At 31.0% G+C, this 18,710-nt stretch carries 17 protein-coding genes and 1 pseudogene; 2 read left to right on the top strand and 16 right to left on the bottom strand.

The features are described from left to right. Positions 1-25: 25 nt before the first annotated feature. The 6 genes from xerD to AC3WSO_RS07085 all read right to left on the bottom strand — a co-directional run bounded on the left by xerD (position 26) and on the right by AC3WSO_RS07085 (position 6,266). On the bottom strand, positions 26-928 hold the full coding sequence (gene xerD / locus AC3WSO_RS07110) for a site-specific tyrosine recombinase XerD (protein ID WP_492529889.1): 903 nt from the start codon (positions 926-928) through the stop codon (positions 26-28). A 113-nt stretch (positions 929-1,041) separates the two neighbouring features. Further along, positions 1,042-2,622 carry a hypothetical protein gene (locus tag AC3WSO_RS07105; protein ID WP_492529887.1) on the bottom strand — a complete coding sequence of 527 codons (1,581 nt, stop codon included), beginning with the start codon at positions 2,620-2,622 and terminating at the stop codon, positions 1,042-1,044. Next, the gene (locus AC3WSO_RS07100; protein ID WP_492529885.1) at positions 2,623-3,045 is read right to left on the bottom strand and encodes a zinc ribbon domain-containing protein; all 423 of its coding nucleotides are present in this window, start codon (positions 3,043-3,045) and stop codon (positions 2,623-2,625) included. It abuts the gene before it with no gap. 1,367 nt (positions 3,046-4,412) lie between these two features. After that, complete coding sequence (gene fur, locus AC3WSO_RS07095) at positions 4,413-4,877, bottom strand: ferric iron uptake transcriptional regulator (RefSeq protein WP_492529883.1); 465 nt, start codon at positions 4,875-4,877, stop codon at positions 4,413-4,415. Between the two features lie 266 nt (positions 4,878-5,143). Continuing rightward, on the bottom strand, positions 5,144-5,656 hold the full coding sequence (locus AC3WSO_RS07090) for a hypothetical protein (RefSeq protein ID WP_492529881.1): 513 nt from the start codon (positions 5,654-5,656) through the stop codon (positions 5,144-5,146). 73 nt (positions 5,657-5,729) lie between these two features. Next, entirely contained in the window at positions 5,730-6,266 is a 537-nt protein-coding gene (locus AC3WSO_RS07085) for an NUDIX domain-containing protein (RefSeq protein WP_492529879.1), read from the bottom strand. Positions 6,267-6,343: 77 nt separating this feature from the next. On the opposite strand from AC3WSO_RS07085, the gene AC3WSO_RS07080 reads away from it, so the two are divergent. Both AC3WSO_RS07080 and AC3WSO_RS07075 read left to right on the top strand, forming a co-directional pair. Then, complete coding sequence (locus AC3WSO_RS07080; RefSeq protein WP_492529877.1) at positions 6,344-7,243, top strand: aldo/keto reductase; 900 nt, start codon at positions 6,344-6,346, stop codon at positions 7,241-7,243. Further along, positions 7,240-7,731, top strand: a complete 492-nt coding sequence (locus AC3WSO_RS07075) for a VanZ family protein (protein ID WP_492529875.1) — start codon at positions 7,240-7,242, stop codon at positions 7,729-7,731. Before AC3WSO_RS07080 ends, AC3WSO_RS07075 begins: the two co-directional genes overlap by 4 nt. Before the next feature lie 252 nt (positions 7,732-7,983). Here the strand turns inward: AC3WSO_RS07075 and AC3WSO_RS07070 are convergent. The 10 genes and pseudogenes from AC3WSO_RS07070 to AC3WSO_RS07025 all read right to left on the bottom strand — a co-directional run bounded on the left by AC3WSO_RS07070 (position 7,984) and on the right by AC3WSO_RS07025 (position 18,000). Further along, a pseudogene (locus tag AC3WSO_RS07070) lies at positions 7,984-9,003 on the bottom strand (IS4 family transposase). Between the two features lie 327 nt (positions 9,004-9,330). Then, entirely contained in the window at positions 9,331-9,780 is a 450-nt protein-coding gene (locus AC3WSO_RS07065) for a GNAT family N-acetyltransferase (RefSeq protein WP_492529873.1), read from the bottom strand. A gap of 23 nt (positions 9,781-9,803) precedes the next feature. Then, positions 9,804-11,063, bottom strand: a complete 1,260-nt coding sequence (locus AC3WSO_RS07060; RefSeq protein ID WP_492529871.1) for an MFS transporter — start codon at positions 11,061-11,063, stop codon at positions 9,804-9,806. An 18-nt stretch (positions 11,064-11,081) separates the two neighbouring features. After that, the gene (locus AC3WSO_RS07055) at positions 11,082-11,885 is read right to left on the bottom strand and encodes a DUF2268 domain-containing putative Zn-dependent protease (RefSeq protein WP_492529869.1); all 804 of its coding nucleotides are present in this window, start codon (positions 11,883-11,885) and stop codon (positions 11,082-11,084) included. A gap of 16 nt (positions 11,886-11,901) precedes the next feature. Then, entirely contained in the window at positions 11,902-12,663 is a 762-nt protein-coding gene (locus tag AC3WSO_RS07050; RefSeq protein WP_492529867.1) for a thiopeptide-type bacteriocin biosynthesis protein, read from the bottom strand. A 25-nt stretch (positions 12,664-12,688) separates the two neighbouring features. After that, positions 12,689-15,085, bottom strand: a complete 2,397-nt coding sequence (locus AC3WSO_RS07045; RefSeq protein WP_492529865.1) for a hypothetical protein — start codon at positions 15,083-15,085, stop codon at positions 12,689-12,691. A gap of 16 nt (positions 15,086-15,101) precedes the next feature. Then, entirely contained in the window at positions 15,102-15,785 is a 684-nt protein-coding gene (locus tag AC3WSO_RS07040) for a SagB/ThcOx family dehydrogenase (protein WP_492529863.1), read from the bottom strand. A 16-nt stretch (positions 15,786-15,801) separates the two neighbouring features. Continuing rightward, entirely contained in the window at positions 15,802-16,977 is a 1,176-nt protein-coding gene (locus tag AC3WSO_RS07035) for a YcaO-like family protein (protein ID WP_492529861.1), read from the bottom strand. Then, the gene (locus AC3WSO_RS07030) at positions 16,974-17,774 is read right to left on the bottom strand and encodes a hypothetical protein (protein WP_492529859.1); all 801 of its coding nucleotides are present in this window, start codon (positions 17,772-17,774) and stop codon (positions 16,974-16,976) included. Before AC3WSO_RS07030 ends, AC3WSO_RS07035 begins: the two co-directional genes overlap by 4 nt. A 79-nt stretch (positions 17,775-17,853) precedes the next feature. After that, positions 17,854-18,000 (bottom strand): hypothetical protein, encoded by a 147-nt coding sequence (locus tag AC3WSO_RS07025; RefSeq protein ID WP_492529857.1) that lies wholly within the window; start codon positions 17,998-18,000, stop codon positions 17,854-17,856. Positions 18,001-18,710 lie beyond the last annotated feature (710 nt).

Raw genomic sequence — 18,710 nt, 5'->3', positions numbered from 1 at the left:
ATAAAGGTCAGACCTCCTACTAATTTTAAGCACGTGGATGAAATTGCTTATAAACCTCTGATAGTCGGGATTTACTAATATGTGTATAAATTTGCGTTGTGGAAATATCTGCATGCCCAAGCATCTCCTGTACTGCACGTAAATCCGCACCATTCTCCACTAAATGTGTTGCAAAGGAATGGCGCAATGTATGTGGCGTTAGTTCATGTTGGATGCCTGCTTTTAAAGCGTGCTCCTTCATTAATTTCCAACAACCTTGCCTTGTTAAACGTTTTCCTCTTTGATTAATAAAAAAAGCATCCGTTTTTGGGTACTTTCCTTGTAATTGACTCCGTGCTCCATCTAAATAATTACTTAATGCAGAAAGCGCGCTTTTTCCAAGGGGAATGATTCGCTCCTTGCCTCCCTTACCAAAAACACGCACAAAGCCCATCGTTAGGTGAATATCAGTTAAATCCAATGCAATTAGCTCACTAATGCGCATCCCTGACCCATATAATAGTTCTAGCATTGCCACATCCCGAATGCCCTGTGGCTTACTGCGATTTGGTGACGCTAATATAGCTTCAATTTCTTCAATCGAGAGGACATTTGGTAGCTTTTGCTCAATAATTGGCATTTCTAAATGAACTGTCGGATCTGTTTCAGCTCGCTTTTCTCGAAGTAAAAATTGGTGAAAACTACGAATAGAGGATATATGGCGGGCAACAGTACGACTTGTCTTTCCTTGCATTCGCAACTGCTCTAAATGACGCAAAATGGTCGTCCTTTCCACTTTACGAAAATCAGACATCCCTTCCGTTTCCCGCAAAAAATTTACGTAATTTTCTAAGTCTCGGCGATAGGATGCTAATGTATTATCAGATAATTGTCGCTCTACTTGGATAAAATGGATATAATCCTCTATTGCATATTGAAATTCATTCATCATAGCGCCCCCTTAACATTCTACTATCTTCCATATTAACATGTTCAATAAACCAAATGCTTGCTCTACAAAAAAAACCTCCCTTCACGCATCGTTTAAGAGAGGTAGTCCATTTATTTTTTTAATTGATACTGTCGCAAATAACCACCTGCGGCAAAACTTACAGAAGAGACGATCAAAACAAGTAAAGCTGTCAAAATTATTTCAAACGAAAATGAAAACTGGATGAAACCATCGGAAGTTGCAAAATCGAGCTGGATATTCACAAAATAAATAATCATTAACTGTAACGCTGTAAACATACCTGCAAAAATCAAACATTCTTTCCAATTCATACGATGGACAGTATATAATGTATAGCCAGCTGCACTAATCAATACGATTGAGATTAGTACTAAAATAAATGATGGTAATAACGAATATTTTTCCCCTTCAAATAAACTATTATAAAAATAAGACTGGAATACTTCAGATTTTTCATTATCAAAAAGGCTGTAAGTGATGCTCTCTGAAAAACCATCTAGCGATGCATTCATATGCAGCTTTGAAAAAAACGTACATATCCAATTCCAAGTACCCATATAAATGCTGCTAAAAATTGTAACAGTTTCTGATTCTAAAACCTTTTTATCCAAACTAAAATAAATGTTTGAGAAATTAATAAACAACCCAATAAATGTAATGGCTATAGAAAACATAGCATACTGCACATATTTTACTTGAAAGCTCAATTTTTCCATGATAGATTTATTGAAATAAGTTAAAATTGCAGCAAACCCAAATATTACAATTGATAAAATAGTCGCCGAGAGAATCATATCCAAAGCAGAATAATTCATTGACGCATCAATCGTAAATAGCCCTTTAGTTTCTACTTGACCAAGCTTTGTACTAAACTTTGATATGAAAGAAATAACTAACATCACAATAACATACACAATTGTTGAGTAAACAATTCCTTGATATAAAGGCCAATTATTTTTCCGTGCCAGAATACCGTAAATAACACCACCTATTGCTAAAGCAATAAAAGGAATGAACATTAGCCCAAATAACACATTGTCCATAGATATATGCAATGAATTATTAGTAAAACCTGCATCTAAAACAACATTCCATTCTCCTTTAACATTATGAACCACTGTCACTAAGCTCGGAAGTGAGAGTATTTTAGGTATACTTAGTTTGATACCAGTCTCCTTATATACCTTATCCTCTAACTCTGAAGGGTCACTCATAATTGCTTTAACGATAGCTGATTGTTCATGATCTAAATTAGCCGTTACTACATCTAGTAAGCTATTTTTCGCAAATAATGTAAACATAAATATTAATAAAATGGACACAACAATAGGAACAAAAAATAATGGGTTATTTTTAAAGAAATTCACTTTTTCCTTTGAAGCAGCCTTTAATTCTTGACCTTTTATATTTCCCATGTTTGGTACATTCACATTTTTTAACGTTTCGCTTATTACTTTATTGAATGTCGTTTTTTGCTCAACTCTTTTAATAGTTATCTCACCACATTGACTACAAAACGAGCCTGATTCTTCGTTTTTTGTGCCACAAGATAAGCAAAAATCATTCGTTGCATATGTATGTTTAAATGGCTCTTTCTCAATAACTCCATTTGTTTTAGGGCAATATGTAAAATAATTAGGATGTTGCTCGTGACAATGCCTACAAGTCATTTATAGTGCCCCCTGTTTCATACCACAGCATGGACAAAATAGAGCGGATTCATGTATTTCTTCAGAACAGCTTTGGCATGCTTTATACACAGTATTTGGATCAATATAAGTAGGATTCAATGTACCACAATTCCCGCAGAATTTTGCATTCCCGCCAAGTTGTTGCGTGCATTTTGAACACTGTTGTGATGCCGCGTTTATATTTTTTATCTGCTTACCATATCGGTAGATTAAGCGATCCTGTGACGCAATCTCTAAAGAAATTTCTGACAATTCATCATGATTGAGTTTTTGATTTAATAATTGTAAATGAACCAATTCTCCTAATTCAACACTCAGTTCCATTCGCTTATCTTTCGCCAATTTTAACCCATTTTTTAAATCCTTCAACTCCATTGTATTTATATCTTTCATTGCAATCATATATACACTTCCTTCACTATTTCTATCGTTTTCCTACCTAATAGTATCCATTTTTTATTATTTTTTCAATAAATTATTCTTTATTCTTCCATTTTACATGGCATATTTATATTATGTTTCCAAAAAGGAGTTTTATAATGCGCGACTGTCAGAGTTGTGGAAAACAAGTAATATCGAACGAAAAATTTTGTTTAGATGCGGTACTAAACTTCCATCCACTCGTTCTGAGTAATCAGAAATTGTAGAAAACATCCTAAAACAACAAACCTATTTCTCTGAAACATCCCACAAAAAAGAAACTATGAGCACAACAAAAAGGCTATCATTAGTATTATTTTCGCTATGCTAGCGGTGGGCATTTTATTATTAAGAGCCAGACAGACCCTAAAAAACGGCTAGCTGATCTGAACAATTATTTTTCTGATGTAAATTATGAAAAATTCGCCAAATCATTCCCGAAGATACAATCATTGATAATAAAGCATTTTATAACTTATGAAGGATCAAAAAAGGACAAAAAATATTAATCTATGTTAGAGGAAAATTTGAAGAATTTATGGGAAAAGGATATACCGAACTTGTAACAAATAAGGATGATTCGAAACTAATTACAAAAAGAAAACAATTTCTTAATATTCTACAAAAAATATACATATTTTCAAAATGAAATTAAAGACCAGCTAATAATATCTACTAATGAAGAGAACAAAAAGATACTTTCAATAGATCTTGCAGATTATCAGGTACATCTTACATCTGATATTGAAGATGCAATTGTATTTATCAACGGGATAAGGACGAAAAAAAAGGACAAGATGTTCAAGAAAAGAAATCCGAAATAATAACATTAAATAATCCGCAACATTATCTTCAATTTGGATCTAGAGCTGAAGCCCCCAAAAAAGCAAATCAACTAGCATTGGAAACTTTCCTATCTGAATATGAAGACCTGGCTGGCTCGCTCCCTCTTCTATGATTTTCGTAATAACTACAAGTACGCTTTAGATAATGCTGATTTTAGTTATGTATAGGATTATTTTTTAGAGGGTACACAAATACGAAGAGATTCCAGTAAATTCGTAACGGATCATAACACATTTGATGACTATTCCTTTGATTTAAAGTCTAATATGATTGACAAGATATATGCTACGGATCTATCCACAATCATTTTTGATTCGACGGAAATTTTTGATTTTTACCTAACAAAAGATGGTATTTGGTCATTCTAGCGCGAAAAACGTTACAAAATGAAACTAGCAAATAATAGATTACTCATTACAGACATCCAAGACAGTTCAAAAATTATTAAAACTAAAATTTAAAAAAACGTCTCAAAAAGTCATAAAACTTTTTGGGACGTTTTTTTAATTTTCTTCTGATACTTCGTCGTTTTTATCATGACAGCGCCAGCAAATGCCGTGGAAAGTTAATCGGTGGTCCTTTATAATAAAATTCCAACGTCTTTCAACAACGGCTTCCACGTCTTCAAGTAAATCTTCCTGAATTTCATCAACCGCACCACATTCGATACAAACAAGATGATGGTGGAAATGCGCAGCTCCCTCTTGGCGTAAATCATAGCGCGAAACGCCATCGCCAAAGTTGATTTTGTCGACAATTTTGAGCTCAGTTAGTAATTCTAACGTTCTATAGACAGTCGCTAGACCAATTTCTGGTGCTTTTTCTTTTACTAAAAGGTAAACATCTTCTGCACTTAGGTGGTCTTCCTCGTGCTCAAGCAGGACAGCAACTGTTGCTTCTCGCTGCGGCGTCAGCTTATAACTAGCACTATGCAACTGTTTTTTTATACGATCTATTCGGCTCTCCATGTGACGCCCCCCTAAACTCTTCTCATTATACCAAAGGAATAAATCCTATTACAAGGTAGTGAGTAGATTTCGAATTTGCTTTTGTATGTTTTTACCTGACAATCAATTATGCCTCGGCATAATTGCGTCCGGAGGCTTTGGGCCAACGTGTTGTTGGTCAATCGGTCGTCGCCACAGGACGTGGCGTTCTTAGACTGATTTCCTCTATTTTCAGCGGTTTTTATGACACCCACTGAAAGAAGTTAAATTCCCGTGAATTGTATCTATCATTTAATTACATAAGAAATAACAATAAACTCAGCCACTATTATGATGAAAAACGCGAAAAAATTCAACAATATTGTCCGACCATGTATCATTTTTCCGATTTTTCTTTTTGACCAAGCGGGTACAAGTAAATTACATAGGACTAGCAACAATATACAATAGATGAGCTGAAATGGAAACCACCAAATCGTATAAACCCAGAAAGCTTCAAGTTTTTGTAATAAAAATACCGAGCTAAAGCCAAAAAAGGTTGCACGTATCGCCACTGTAACACGTACTAAAACCTTCAGGAGACTATGTGTTGCAAGCAATAGTATAAGAGCGATTGAAACAGCAACAGGTAACACTAAACGAAGTAGAGAATGCCTGTCCCCATTTATTAAACGAGGCTCTATAAATGAAATAAAAGGCTCCGCATTCGGCCCACCAATAATATGAAATAAGATAACGCCACAAACAAAACTCACCGCAATAATAGATGCGTGATAAAATATAGACACCGTACGAGACATAAACATGCTCCTTTTCTATCAAGGTTTGTACAGCTTATGCTCGTCCGCTTCTATTATGCAAAAGATTATTATCTTATTGTGCTGCAAGCCAACGTACTGCAAACGCTGTTTTGGCGTCGTATATACGCTCATCTGCAACCATTTGCTCCGCCTCTTCTAACGAAACTTCTACTAATTCGACAAATTCATCCTCATCTAAATCTGCTTTGTTTTCAATTGTATATAAATCTTTTGCTACAAATAGATGAATAATCTCATCTGCGAAGCCCGGGGATGTTGCAAACGCTTGTAAATACGTTAAACTTTGTGCACCGTAACCTGTTTCTTCCTCTAGTTCACGTCGCGCCGTCACAATCGGCTCCTCACCAGGTTCAAGCTTACCAGCTGGAATTTCAACAATTGAACGTTCTAAAGCTTTGCGATATTGCTCCACTAATACTAACTTTCCTTCAGCGGTAACAGCAATAACTGCCACTGCACCAGGATGTTTTATAATTTCTCTTTTTGCAACATTACCATTCGGTAAAGTGACATCGTCAACTTGTAGTTTCACAATTTTCCCGTCATAAATGGGTGTAGTCTTTGTCGTTTTTTCTTCAAACTTTTTCATTGACTATAACCTCGCTTGTTCTTCAGATATGTTCATTGTACCATTACAAGTAGAGAAATTCGAAGGAGGGCATTGGTATGAAAAAAAGACAGCTTGGTTCAAGTGAATTGTTTATTTCAGAGATTAGTTTAGGAGGCATGTCTCTTTCGACAGATAAGATAAAGGCTGCTGAAATCGTCGATATGGCGTTAGATGCAGGTATTAATTACATCGATACAGCCGACTTATATGATTTTGGGGCAAATGAAGAAATGATCGGGGCTATTTTAGGAAAGCGTCGTCAAGATGTTATAGTCGCGTCGAAAGTGGGTAATCGATGGACAGAAAGTGTAGAAGGTTGGCATTGGGATGCATCTCCGTCGTATATAAAAGAGGCTTTACATGATAGCTTAAAACGTCTAGGTACTGACTATATTGATGTTTACCAGTTACATGGCGGTACTATAGAGGACGATTGGGATGGAATTATCGGCACTTTTGAAGATTTGAAAAAGGATGGACTAATTCGAGAATATGGCATTTCCTCTATTCGTCCAAATGTACTAAAGCGCTTTTTACCCGCAAGCTCTGCCAAAAGTGTCATGATGCAATACAGTGCATTAGACCGTCGACCAGAAGAATGGCTCGACTTTATCGCAAATGAAGGGGCTTCCGTTGTAACACGTGGAACTGTTGCAAAAGGTTTACTAACAAATAGCTGGTCAGAACGTTTACAACGTGTCAATAGTTTTAACACTTACACAAAGGACGAATTAACTGCTGTATTGACAGACTTATCATCACATTATGACGATTTACATGCACTAGCAATCGCCTTTAATCTAAAGGAAACTACTATAGCTTCAACAGTGATCGGTGCAAGCTCACAAGAACAGCTGGCGCAAACAATCGCTGCCTATGAAAAAATTGCTTCAATAATAGATTTTAAAGCAGTAAAAGAGCTAACAAAAGCCGATCAATATATGGAGCACCGATGAAAAAATGGCTTATCTTATTAGCGTTTTTAGTAATACTTGCGATCTCTTCTAGTATGACCTATGAACAACAGTCTATTATTCCTGAATTGGAGCAAGTATTAGCAAATAAACCGTTTGAAAAGCAATTATCCGTTTTAAAAATTCCTTATTGGGACACAGTTGTTTCTGTTGAAGAACGTGGTTACTTTAAGTTTGTAGAATTTTTAATTCGGAAATTAACACATTTTGTTGGATTCGGCTGCATTGCACTTGGCATTTACTTTGCATGGGGAAAACGTCGGTTCGCCGCAGGTGTCGCTATTGCTGGGACAGCTCTTATAGCAATGCTTGATGAAATGCGGCAAAGCTTTACACCAGAACGTATGATGAGCGGACAGGATGTTATGTTGGATACAGCTGGAGCGATTGTTTTTGTTGGGATTGTCGTAGTATTGATAAAAATACTAAAAAATAAAAGACAAAAAAATGGATTTATTCCTGACAAGTAAAATACTAAAAAGCAGCCATCTAATAACTATTCTAACTACGCTAGTTGGCACTTCACTTCTTGAATAAACGTTATAATCTTCTATTACTTCATCTAAATAATACATTTATAATAGACCACTAACGTCGCATGAATTTTGATTGAATTTTCAATTTCTGCGTTTTTAAGAAATTGAAAGACACTTAAACAAAAGTAGTAAAACACCCATTTTTTACTATAACCTTTTACTGGGACAACAGACGGTTTAAAACCCTTATGGTACTGTATTTCCTTCTATTTTTTCCGAAGCCAAATACGTGCCGGTTTCCATAGTACTGCTTTTAAGTACCTACTAATTTGTAGATACGTCCGTGAACTGTTTGTGTGAAGCTGTGCTAGCACGTTTAAGCAGTATACGATCATCGCGAAGTACACCTAATTGTGCACAGCTTGCTTGCTTTGCCCGTAGAACTTTTTAATGTTCAGATGGCATCCATTTGAAAAACAGTTCGATTGCCCAGCGTGACTTATAAAGTTCAGCGACATCATCTGCACTTAAATCAAAACGATTCGTAATCAGATTTAGCTCTTTACCATTTGGATCCAGTACTTCGATACGGCGAAATACATTCAGCACGATTTTGCGTGTTGCCAATAAGGATCATTTCATCCGATAACACAGACGACTGTTCAGGTACTTCAAATGTTTCAATCACCCGTGTCACGGCGTTTTTTCGTAAGCGTGAGACAAAGAAAAATCCGTCATCTGTCATGCGGTCAAAACGCTCATAATCTAAGTAGACTCGGTCAAATACGTACATGCACTCCTTGTCATCAACGAGAATTTCAAGCTGACCACGATCATCTTCTTTCGCATTCGTCAGCACCGCTTTATCAACGGTACGAACAACCCTTTTCTAGGTAAACAAGGCGCAAATGTAACTTCACACCTGATTTTGTTTTACAGAATTCAGACCATCTATGGTTCTTTAAGTAAAATCTGTTGGACAAACTCAGTTGACACTTGATTTAATCGACGGCATAACCGCGAAAAAATGATGGTCTCTAAATATGTTGCTTTTTGTAAGTCGTTTGATAACAGCGTATCACTGATAGCACATAGACTTTCGGTTTCATTTAGCTGCGCAAACAGAAATAATCTTAAAAATGAAGCGATGTGAAGCTTCTTTGAATAGTAATTTAATTGATGATTTCCAACTAATTTTTCCATTTATGTAGAAGAAATAGGTGAAAACCATTGTTCAAATGATGTTTTTCGTGTAAACTTATCCATGCTTATATCCTTTATTTTGGATTTGGATGGTTTACTACCACTTAACCATTATTAAGGCTTTTTTATGCATAATATTTTAGAAAATTCAGTTTTAAAAAACACGCTGAATTATTTTAATGCGACGCGAGTGATAATAGATATAAAAATATTTAAAAAGTAACAAAAAGCGATTCAAAACAGGGAAGTTATCATTTTTTCAATTTTGGTAGTAAAAATAACTCTTTATTCCCCCAAAAACGACAAAAGACACCGAAAGTGATATTTCTATATGTCTTTTGTCGTCAGTCTTAAACAGGATTATCTACCTTTTTAAATTATACAGAGAATTTATAACTCTTTAACCATTACAACGCAGTCAGGCTTGTACCCACTTCTTTCATATAACCTTATAGCTTTTTCATTTTGGCTAAATACCTGTAAAACTAATTCTTTATAACCTTTTTGTTTACACCATTCCTCAGCTTTTTCTAATAAAAATTTTCCAACACCCGTTCCCTCAAAATCTTCCGAGACTGCTAATGCAGAAATATAACCTTGTTTCTCTCTATTGAAATAATCGATCCATTCTTTTAGTTCAATATAGCCTAAACAGTGTCCATCTTTTTCAGCTATGTAGATATTCGAAGAATTTTTACTAATTGCTTCCTTAGCCATTTCTTCATTTTTTTTTAACATTACCGCAGTACTTCTAAAATTAAGAAACTCAAAACTACAAAATCTAGGAGCTAAGCTTAAAATAAAATCTTTATCATTTAGTTCATATTTTCTTATTATCATACAAATCTCCTTTCAGATTAAGCTTATATATTAACATTATAATTCTCCGATGTTTTCCTTTTATTTTTAACCTGAATTAAGAATATAATTCCAAGAAGTATCTCTAATACCGCTACAATTAAAGTAACATATCTTATTCCCAAAAATTGAATTATTATTCCTGTAAACAAGGCTCCTAATTGCATTGAAACCATACTACATGTATTCCATAAACCGAAAACTTTTCCTCTTAGATTGCTCTCTACATGAGTTTGCATTATTTGACGTTCAAATGGTACGACAAATCCCCCAACAAACGCAAATACAATCATAATCAGCGATCCTTGAAAAATATTATTTGTAAAGCCAAATAAAGACCAGCTTAAACCCATTAACATATATATATATCCATACTTGTATACATTAGAAAAAATTATTTTATTATTTGCAATCCAAATTCCTAAAATTACTGAGGTTAATCCTTCAGCTACATACAATATACTCAAACCAACTGGGGGAAAATAATAAACATTATTGACCATTTGTTCTATCATTAAATTAAAAGATCCAATTATTAGTCCCCCAGTCAAGGCGAATAACAATACATATCTTATATATACTTTTTCTTTAGCAACAATTATACTTGTTTTAAGTTCTAGGATGAAATTCCTTTCACTAGGTTGAATCTTTAAATTATTTACCTTCATTGTCATCATTGCTATACCAGCATAAATAAATGAAATAGAAGTTATAATCCAAAAGAAATTTAAATTAATTAGTGTAACTAGTATCCCTCCAGAAGCGGCTCCTATTAAGCGAATTGAGCTGGTTAATGTGAAATTTATTGAATTTGCTACAATCAAATCATCTTCATTTATAATTTCTGGTATAATCGTTTGTCTAGCTACTGTAGTTAAAGATGTAAGTATTCCTATGAAAAATCTTATTGAAAAGAATAGAATCCAAGCTCCCCATCCATCGAATATAGGAACAAGGATAAAAAGTAGGTATAATGGAGACTTTAATAATTCACATACTACAATCACTTTCTTAGTATTTAACCGATCTACCACTCCTCCCAATATGAAGCTCATGAAAATTGGCACTAAGCCACTTACAGCCCACAGTATACCTAACTGAAGCCCATTATCTGTTATTTGTCCTAACAAAATGAGCATTGTTATGAAAGCTCCCCATGTGGTTAATCCAGTGACAGTAGTTGTACTTAAAAGCTTTCTGTAATTAGAATTCTCCTTTAAAATTCTGATTATTTCATTCTTTTTTTTTTTATTTTCTTTTTTCATGAAGCCATCTCCATTCTTCTATTCAACTTTAATCCATTCAAAAAAATCTGGAATATATGAGATGTAATATTCTCTTTTTTGTTCTGTAAGAAACAAAATTTCATTTTTTCTATATTCAAGTAAGTATTTTATAAAAAAATAGCCAAAACTATAACCTAACCATAATGGTATTCCTAATACTTGGTCACCGTAAAGTATAGAATATATTAGTTCTGGTTTATCAACATTAATATTACAAATTAACAAATCCATATTGGTATTAATTTCTTCTAAATTTAGCTGTTTAGCCCAAGGATTTAAATAACTTTCACCTAATACTTGAACAACAAAATTTTCGGCTAAACCCTCTTCAATTAAATAATCTAATAATGTCTTCTTTCTACTTATCATTTTTTCATTTACAACAAAATTTCGTATTACATGATGATATTCATGAACAAAAATAGAACTAATATTTTTAAAGGGAATTTGCCCTTTATTGAGATGTAATATTAAATAAGTATTATTTTGTATATTATAACCAACCACTCCATTCAACTTATCAAAAGCAAAAGAATAATCTGGATTTAGTGAAGCTATATATAAGTTATGCATTCCCTTTTCATAATCTAAAAATTGAATACACCGATTATTAATATTTTTAATATGCTCAAATATTCTATATTTTTCTATCATCTCATTCTGTTCACGTAACATATTCAACTTTTCATTCTCTGGTATTAATGCACCCATTTGTCTTAGTAAAATTATTTTCTCTCTATCTGTCTTGCAGTCCCCAGAATTAAATAATTTATCATTAATATTTGTTATATTTAATATCATAATGAAATTCCCCCATTTAACTGAAATCTATTTTATCACCAAGCAACTTATAAATTATGCTTTCAATATGAGGAAAAAGGATGAGTCTATTAAAATTCATATGAGCTAAACTTATAATGACATTAAGAAAAGGTTTATTTATTCCTCTATCATTTATAAATTCTCTAAAAGATACTGAATATTCCGGATTCTCTTGCCCTGAATCAAGATAAGTTAGTTTTTTCAGTAATTTAGTGCTATTTTCATATTTGCTATACATAAATTTATGTTCATTCGGTTTATATTTATTTATTCTTTCTCTTAAAGAATCCGCAATTAATTGAGCATTTTCTACTCTTAAATTCAAAATTTGTGACGAATAGTTTGCCCAGATTTCAAATATAAATAAAAATAGTGATTTCCGGTCTTCTCTTTTAACCTCCAAATTATCGAATAGTATTTGAGTAAGATCTATTGCTAGTAATATCCTCTCTTCAAGAGCTTTATTAGACAATAAAGCAGAAGTTAAATATGAACTCTCACAAAATATCTGCTCAATTGTAGGTAAGTTACTTTCGCCACCATATCTCTTTATTTCAGGTCGATAGTCCCACATTAAAGGAGATTTATTAATTCCAGATATATCAGAAAATAAATCATTTATCATTTTAATATTATAAATGCTATTCTCTATACGTATTCTTGCAACATAATAATGATTTTCGAATAAACATGTATAAAAAAACTTAATTTTTTTTCTTTTTAAAATAGAAGTTATATTAAAAACAAACTTTTCCATCTTTTTTCCTTCATCAAAATTTTCTTTAATAGTTATCCATTGCGATAAAATAACTTTCAACTCCCAATTCTATTGTAGAATTCATAAAATCACCTAGATATTTTTCTTTGTCTAATGTATTGGGTTTGCATTCTTCTAAAAGGATAAATTTACTTTTTTTTGCTATACGAAAAAGGAGTTTATAGGATGTTATTATTTTTAAAGTTATAAATTGCGGTTTGAAAATATCATTCATTTGATCTAGATTATTTAAATTATTTATATCAATTGGTTTTGCATAAAATTCATAAGGTATTAAACCCGCTTCAGCGTCTCTTAGTAATTGAGAAAAAAATTTAATTTCATTATTATAATTTCTATATTTTCCAATATTAATTATCCATTTTTTTCTAGACAGAATAATACCCTCAACTTTTACTTCTGGAATAAAACAGATTTTGTTTAATTCAACTTCTTCCCAAGCACTATAAATAGCTTTTCTATTTAAATCTAAATCCATTGAATCTATATGATTAATATCACATAAAAATCTATGAACTAGTGGTAGCATTCTTGAAGAAATTGAACATAAACTAATAGGGAGTACCTTACGATCTTTAAAGTAAAAATCTATCTCTTTTTCTTCATAGTTCACCCGTATAGAAATATTTTTAAGACCATCCCCATTAAAAATATTTTCCATATCCAATGTATATTCTGTAACTATCGGATGAACATTGGAATTAAATCCATATAAACCATATAAATCCAAGAAATCCAAATCTCCGACAACATCAGCTAAAATTTTTTTATGCATCTCTTTTATAATATTTTGATTATATTCGGAATTTTTTAATCTAGTAAACGTTCTCCCATAACCACTAAATACTTTATTTAACACAAAAGAATTATATTCAATAGGTTGGATAAAAAAAGTATAGGAAAATGGTTTATTAGAAGAAAAATTCATTTTTTCATAAATTTCATCTATATTATCTTTACTTAAAATTGTTTCTTTTTTATCTTTTATGTTTTTTCTTATCTCAGAAATTATATTTCTTCTCAAAGATAGAATGTTATTTATTTGTTCATTTGTTACTTTATTTTGCCCTTTTTGCATAAAATCATTTAAAAAGCCTATTACTTCTCTCATAGATAAAATCTTCGATTCACCAATATATTCTATAAGCTTATATTTTAAAATAACTGAATCATCGAATAGTAAGGTTAATTTGTTTAACATTTCTATATTTCTGTCATTTATATCAATTTTCTCGATATTGGTAATTTCTCTTAAGTAAACATCTTCATATATTTTTGGTATTTTAGAAAATTCATTTTTAAATTTATTAAGAAAATTAACTCTATCATTTTCTAAATTAATATTTTTTAATTTTGGAGGATTTAAACTTTCCAAATCATAATATTCAATTTCTAATATTCCTACTTCTATCATTGTTTTTATAATATCATCTATAGCTTCTTTTTCTGTGGCCCTATAGATTTTGAGAATTTCGTTATATATATTTTCAAAATTCAAAACTTTATTTTCATTAATTTTTATAAATTTTTCTATATAATCATCATATTCTATTTTTATTAAAGTATTTTTATTATTAACAACTAGATTTCTATAATTCACATTTTCTTTTTTTAAAATTTCAATAGAATTATTTCCTATCCAAATATCTTTATTAATCTTATAGGATTTAAGAATATTAGGACTTGGATTAACCAAACTAAAAGAAGTTAAAGTATCGTATTCATGTTTGTTAAATACATTAGTAATAACGTTAGATGATTTTAATTCAACTAGCTTTGCATTACCTTGGAAACAAAAAAAACTAAAGGGACTCGTTTTATAAGTTGCTCTAGTTAAATATTTATATAACGATATAGCCAAATCATTTCTCTTTTTATTAGATATTTCATTATATCTATTTTCTAAAAATTTATTTAATTCATTTATAAAAGTTAATGAACTTAGACTCAAAGCTTTGTCAAATATTTCCTTGTTAGATAAATATATATTAATTAAATTATTCATTTCTAACCTACTAATATAAAAGCTATTATTCTTCAATTTTTTTATTTTATCTAATTCCTCTTTCAAATGGATATATTGACTTATCTTATTCTCTAAATCTTCATCTAATAAAGATCCTGATACTACTCTTACATTTTCAATATGTTTTTGTTCTTTTATTCTTTTCTTTAATTTAATTATTATTTTTCTTAAAAAATCATTATCACAATTTTTTATTAATTTATATAATTTTCCTTCTATTAAGAATGATAACTTCGTAATATTCTCCTCTAGAACACTTTGTTCTTTTTCAAGTTCAAGAAAAGGAGATACGTATTCTTCGAATACACTGAATTCGTTTGGTTTAATTGCAGAGATTCTTATTATGCAATCCGTATTTTTTACCATTTCCAACATTTTCACCTCACCCTAATTATCCTAAAGCATATGAATATAAAGGATAAAAGTTTTCACCTAAATTTAAATAATTTTTAACCTTTGCATCATAGAATCCCCCTATTGCACAACTTTTTATATTTAATTTATCAGATACGATTGAAATGTTCTGTCCAACATGTCCACATTCGATCAAGCAATACCTATAGGCCCTTGCACCATATTTATTCAAAAGATTATTTATATTACACACAAAAAAAATCATACATCCAACCTTTTCCGTAAAGTTATTATTAGGGACATTCAGGCGGGAAATATCAAAAAAGTCATTTATATAATTTAACGAAACATTATCACGATTATAATAATATACTCCTTTTTCAATGCCTTTGACTTTCCTTACGATTACATATAACTCTATCGGATATATACCACCAGCTGATGGTGATTTTAAACTTTTATTATTCTCGAATCTATATGAATTATGAAGTAAATTAAGTAATTGGTCTTTGTGTAAAGGATTACTTAAAGACATATTTCTTTTTGAAGAGAGGTTAGGTAAGTTGTCTTTAAAACTTAATTCATTTAATACATCATTTGGGTGTTTTACTAAATGTATTTTATTATTACTTCCGAAATTATTTCCTTTGCTGTATTTTAATTGGTCACTGTAATTAGTAGTATTAAAATGAAAAAAGTCAATTATATGTTTTTGATCCAAATTTAACATCTCCTTTCTACGGAAAAGGGTGAGGCTCCATATTTAAATTTCTATTCAACTTTTTTGCAATTTGTAAGAGTCTGTTACAACAAAGCATGGGTGAACCTGTTGACAAAAACACCAGTTCTGGGATTATTACTCTAACAACTTTAAAACCAATGTCTGTTACATCTACAGTCGTTAAATCTTTATAATAAACATTTATTTTATTATTATTTAAATTATTTATTACTTGTTCTAAATTAGGTTTCACTTTTTTTATTTCACTATACTGTTTTATATTTCTATCCATTTCGGAACGCTCAATAATATTATCTAATATATGATTTACTTTATTATTCAAGTAGTAGATAGGTCGTTCAGATAAATTTTTTATATTGTTTAAATTATTTGGGATGGGCATATTATGTAATAACGTTGCTTCTACATAAACTGAATACCCTCCCAACCCTTCCTCTAATGACTTTCTAACGGCGCTATTATAATCAAAATTAGCTGCACACGATATATAAAATCCATCGACTCCTACCTTTTTTGTTATGGTCAAAATTACTGGTACTCCAAATTCTGTGGAGATATCATACATATCAATTTTCAGTCCAGAATTATATGCTTTAATTAATAATATTTTAATTTCTTCATGTTCAATAGTGTCGGTATCAATTTTAAATCTCCCACAACTCAGCATCCAAAATAATACAAAAGCATCTCTTTCGATACATTCGCATAGCCCACGAATAATCGCACCATTAATTGTGTTATAAGTAGCTAATCCTGTAGAAATTATATCTCTAATAGGAGGATATTGAGTTTCATATAAATAAACTAATTCACAAGGAACTAATATCTTTTTTCTTGTTGAAATATTAGTCACCTCTACCCATTCTCTATTGGGAGTATTATCATACTCTTCATTAGCTCTTGTAATACTATTAATTTTAATTTTCTCTAGATTGTTATTAATTTCGATTTCAGTGTAAATATTTAAAGGTTTTATAGTTGCACAATATCGTTCAATTGCTTCTCCCATTGAAGCAATTAATGCGCTATCCTCATAAATTGAAAATCCTGAACCTGAAGTGAAATTAACTCCTCTTTTAATAACGGAAAGGTATCTGTATAATTTCGGCAATCCGACTTGGGTTTCAATAGATTCTACTTTATAAAAAAAAGATAGTTTTTTATTAATCATTGAACCAACACCTGCTTATATCTGCATCCTTTACAATTTGGAAGTCTCAAAACTTTTATCTTGTCAATAGTTATTTCAGAAAAATCAACATTAATTACAGTATTAAAAGCATTTACATATGTATCCACTCTCCTAAATCGTATTATTTCATTTATAATAATTTCTGATAGGCCATTATATGTGTAACCCAATGGTTCGTTATATTCATCATTTTTAATTATTTCGGCTTTACTTAAGCATTCACTACAGGGCCCATCTTCAAATGAAAAAAGTGGACCAATGAAACTCTTATTTCCAAATAAAGTTATATTCAAAAAATTAATTTTATTTTTTATAGATACCTTTTCTATACTTTTAATAAAAGATTTATTATAAAATGAATTTATACATAAAATTATAGTTGAAGAATATTTTTTTTTAAATTTCCCTATATTTTCGATGTTGCTAATTATAATATCAATTTCTCCGAATTTACCATTATCTGTGATACTATCTAGTAATTTTTTACTTTGTTTATATTCATCAGCAATTATTAATAACGTTAGCTTACATTGTTTACTTTCTTTTAAAAGCTCCAATTGATTTAATTGTTTAATAACTTCCATTAAATCTTCATTATTTATTCCTAAATATTCACAAATTTCCTTTGTGGAATAAGTTCCTGTTAGGTAAGGTAATACATCATTTAGAAGAGTAACATCTTCCCCAGAAATTTCATATTTTCTGTTATTACTTTTATTTAACAAATAGGTAATACCATTTCCTAATTTATATTGGCAAATTAATTCATAAAACATAATCTTCAACCTCCAAAAGAAATTCAGAGCAAATGTGTATACATTTGCTCTTCAATTCGTTAATACTCACCTTATTCAATTACTTATCTTCAGATTTAAGTTCCGAAACATGAATAGGGCCTTCACATCCACCACTAGTTGCTCCACAACTACCCGCTTGTAATAGTTGTTCTACTGTTTCAATTTTCCCATCTACATTAGTTACTTCTTGGATTTTTATTTTCATAGTTTCACCCCCTTAATCAAAGCATAGTTTATTTTTTGATTTTTTTCAACATTTTAATTAAAATGGTAAAAAAATACTAAATTACATATGTTGTTAATATTAGTAATTAATTAGTATTCAAACTTTTTATACTTTTATCTCTTCCTAGTTTTGTTGTCATTTAGCATATTAAAACTCTATTGATGATAACAGGTAGAAATATAATAATTATGCAATATTGTATTTTCACTTTTTAAGTAAAACGCGTAATTGGAGGGAAACTAGCCGCATATCTAACACCACTACATTTAAAAATTAATTTGATTATCCACTATTAAAAAAAAGAGGGAACAGTAATTACTAAGAGCATTCCTGTTAGAGATTTTTAAGGGCTTTTAAAAAGAAAAAGGCCTCTTGTATGAGATATCAACCAATGACAGAGGACGTGTGCTTCAAAAATCATTTCCTTTCTATCAATCTAATAGAAGGTTTTGACTGCTGTTTATGAAAAAGTACTCGCTCTACGTGCTATACATGAAAACAGTGAAAATCTCGTGGGATTTGAACCTACTGGATAAATCTCGCAGCTTATATTAGTACACATGGGGTTCCATTTCTATGAAATTGGATGACAATCTTCAAACGAAAAATGATTAAAAGGAGAGCTAGTCTCTGCCTTATGAATAGATCGAGCGTAGGAATATATGTGGTTACGTGGTTACGTGGTTACG

The sequence above is a fragment of the Lysinibacillus sp. EB106-09-02-XG168 genome (assembly GCF_058791475.1).
The sequence above is the reverse complement of the archived record's forward strand: the minus strand, read 5'-3'. Positions and strand labels throughout refer to the sequence as shown.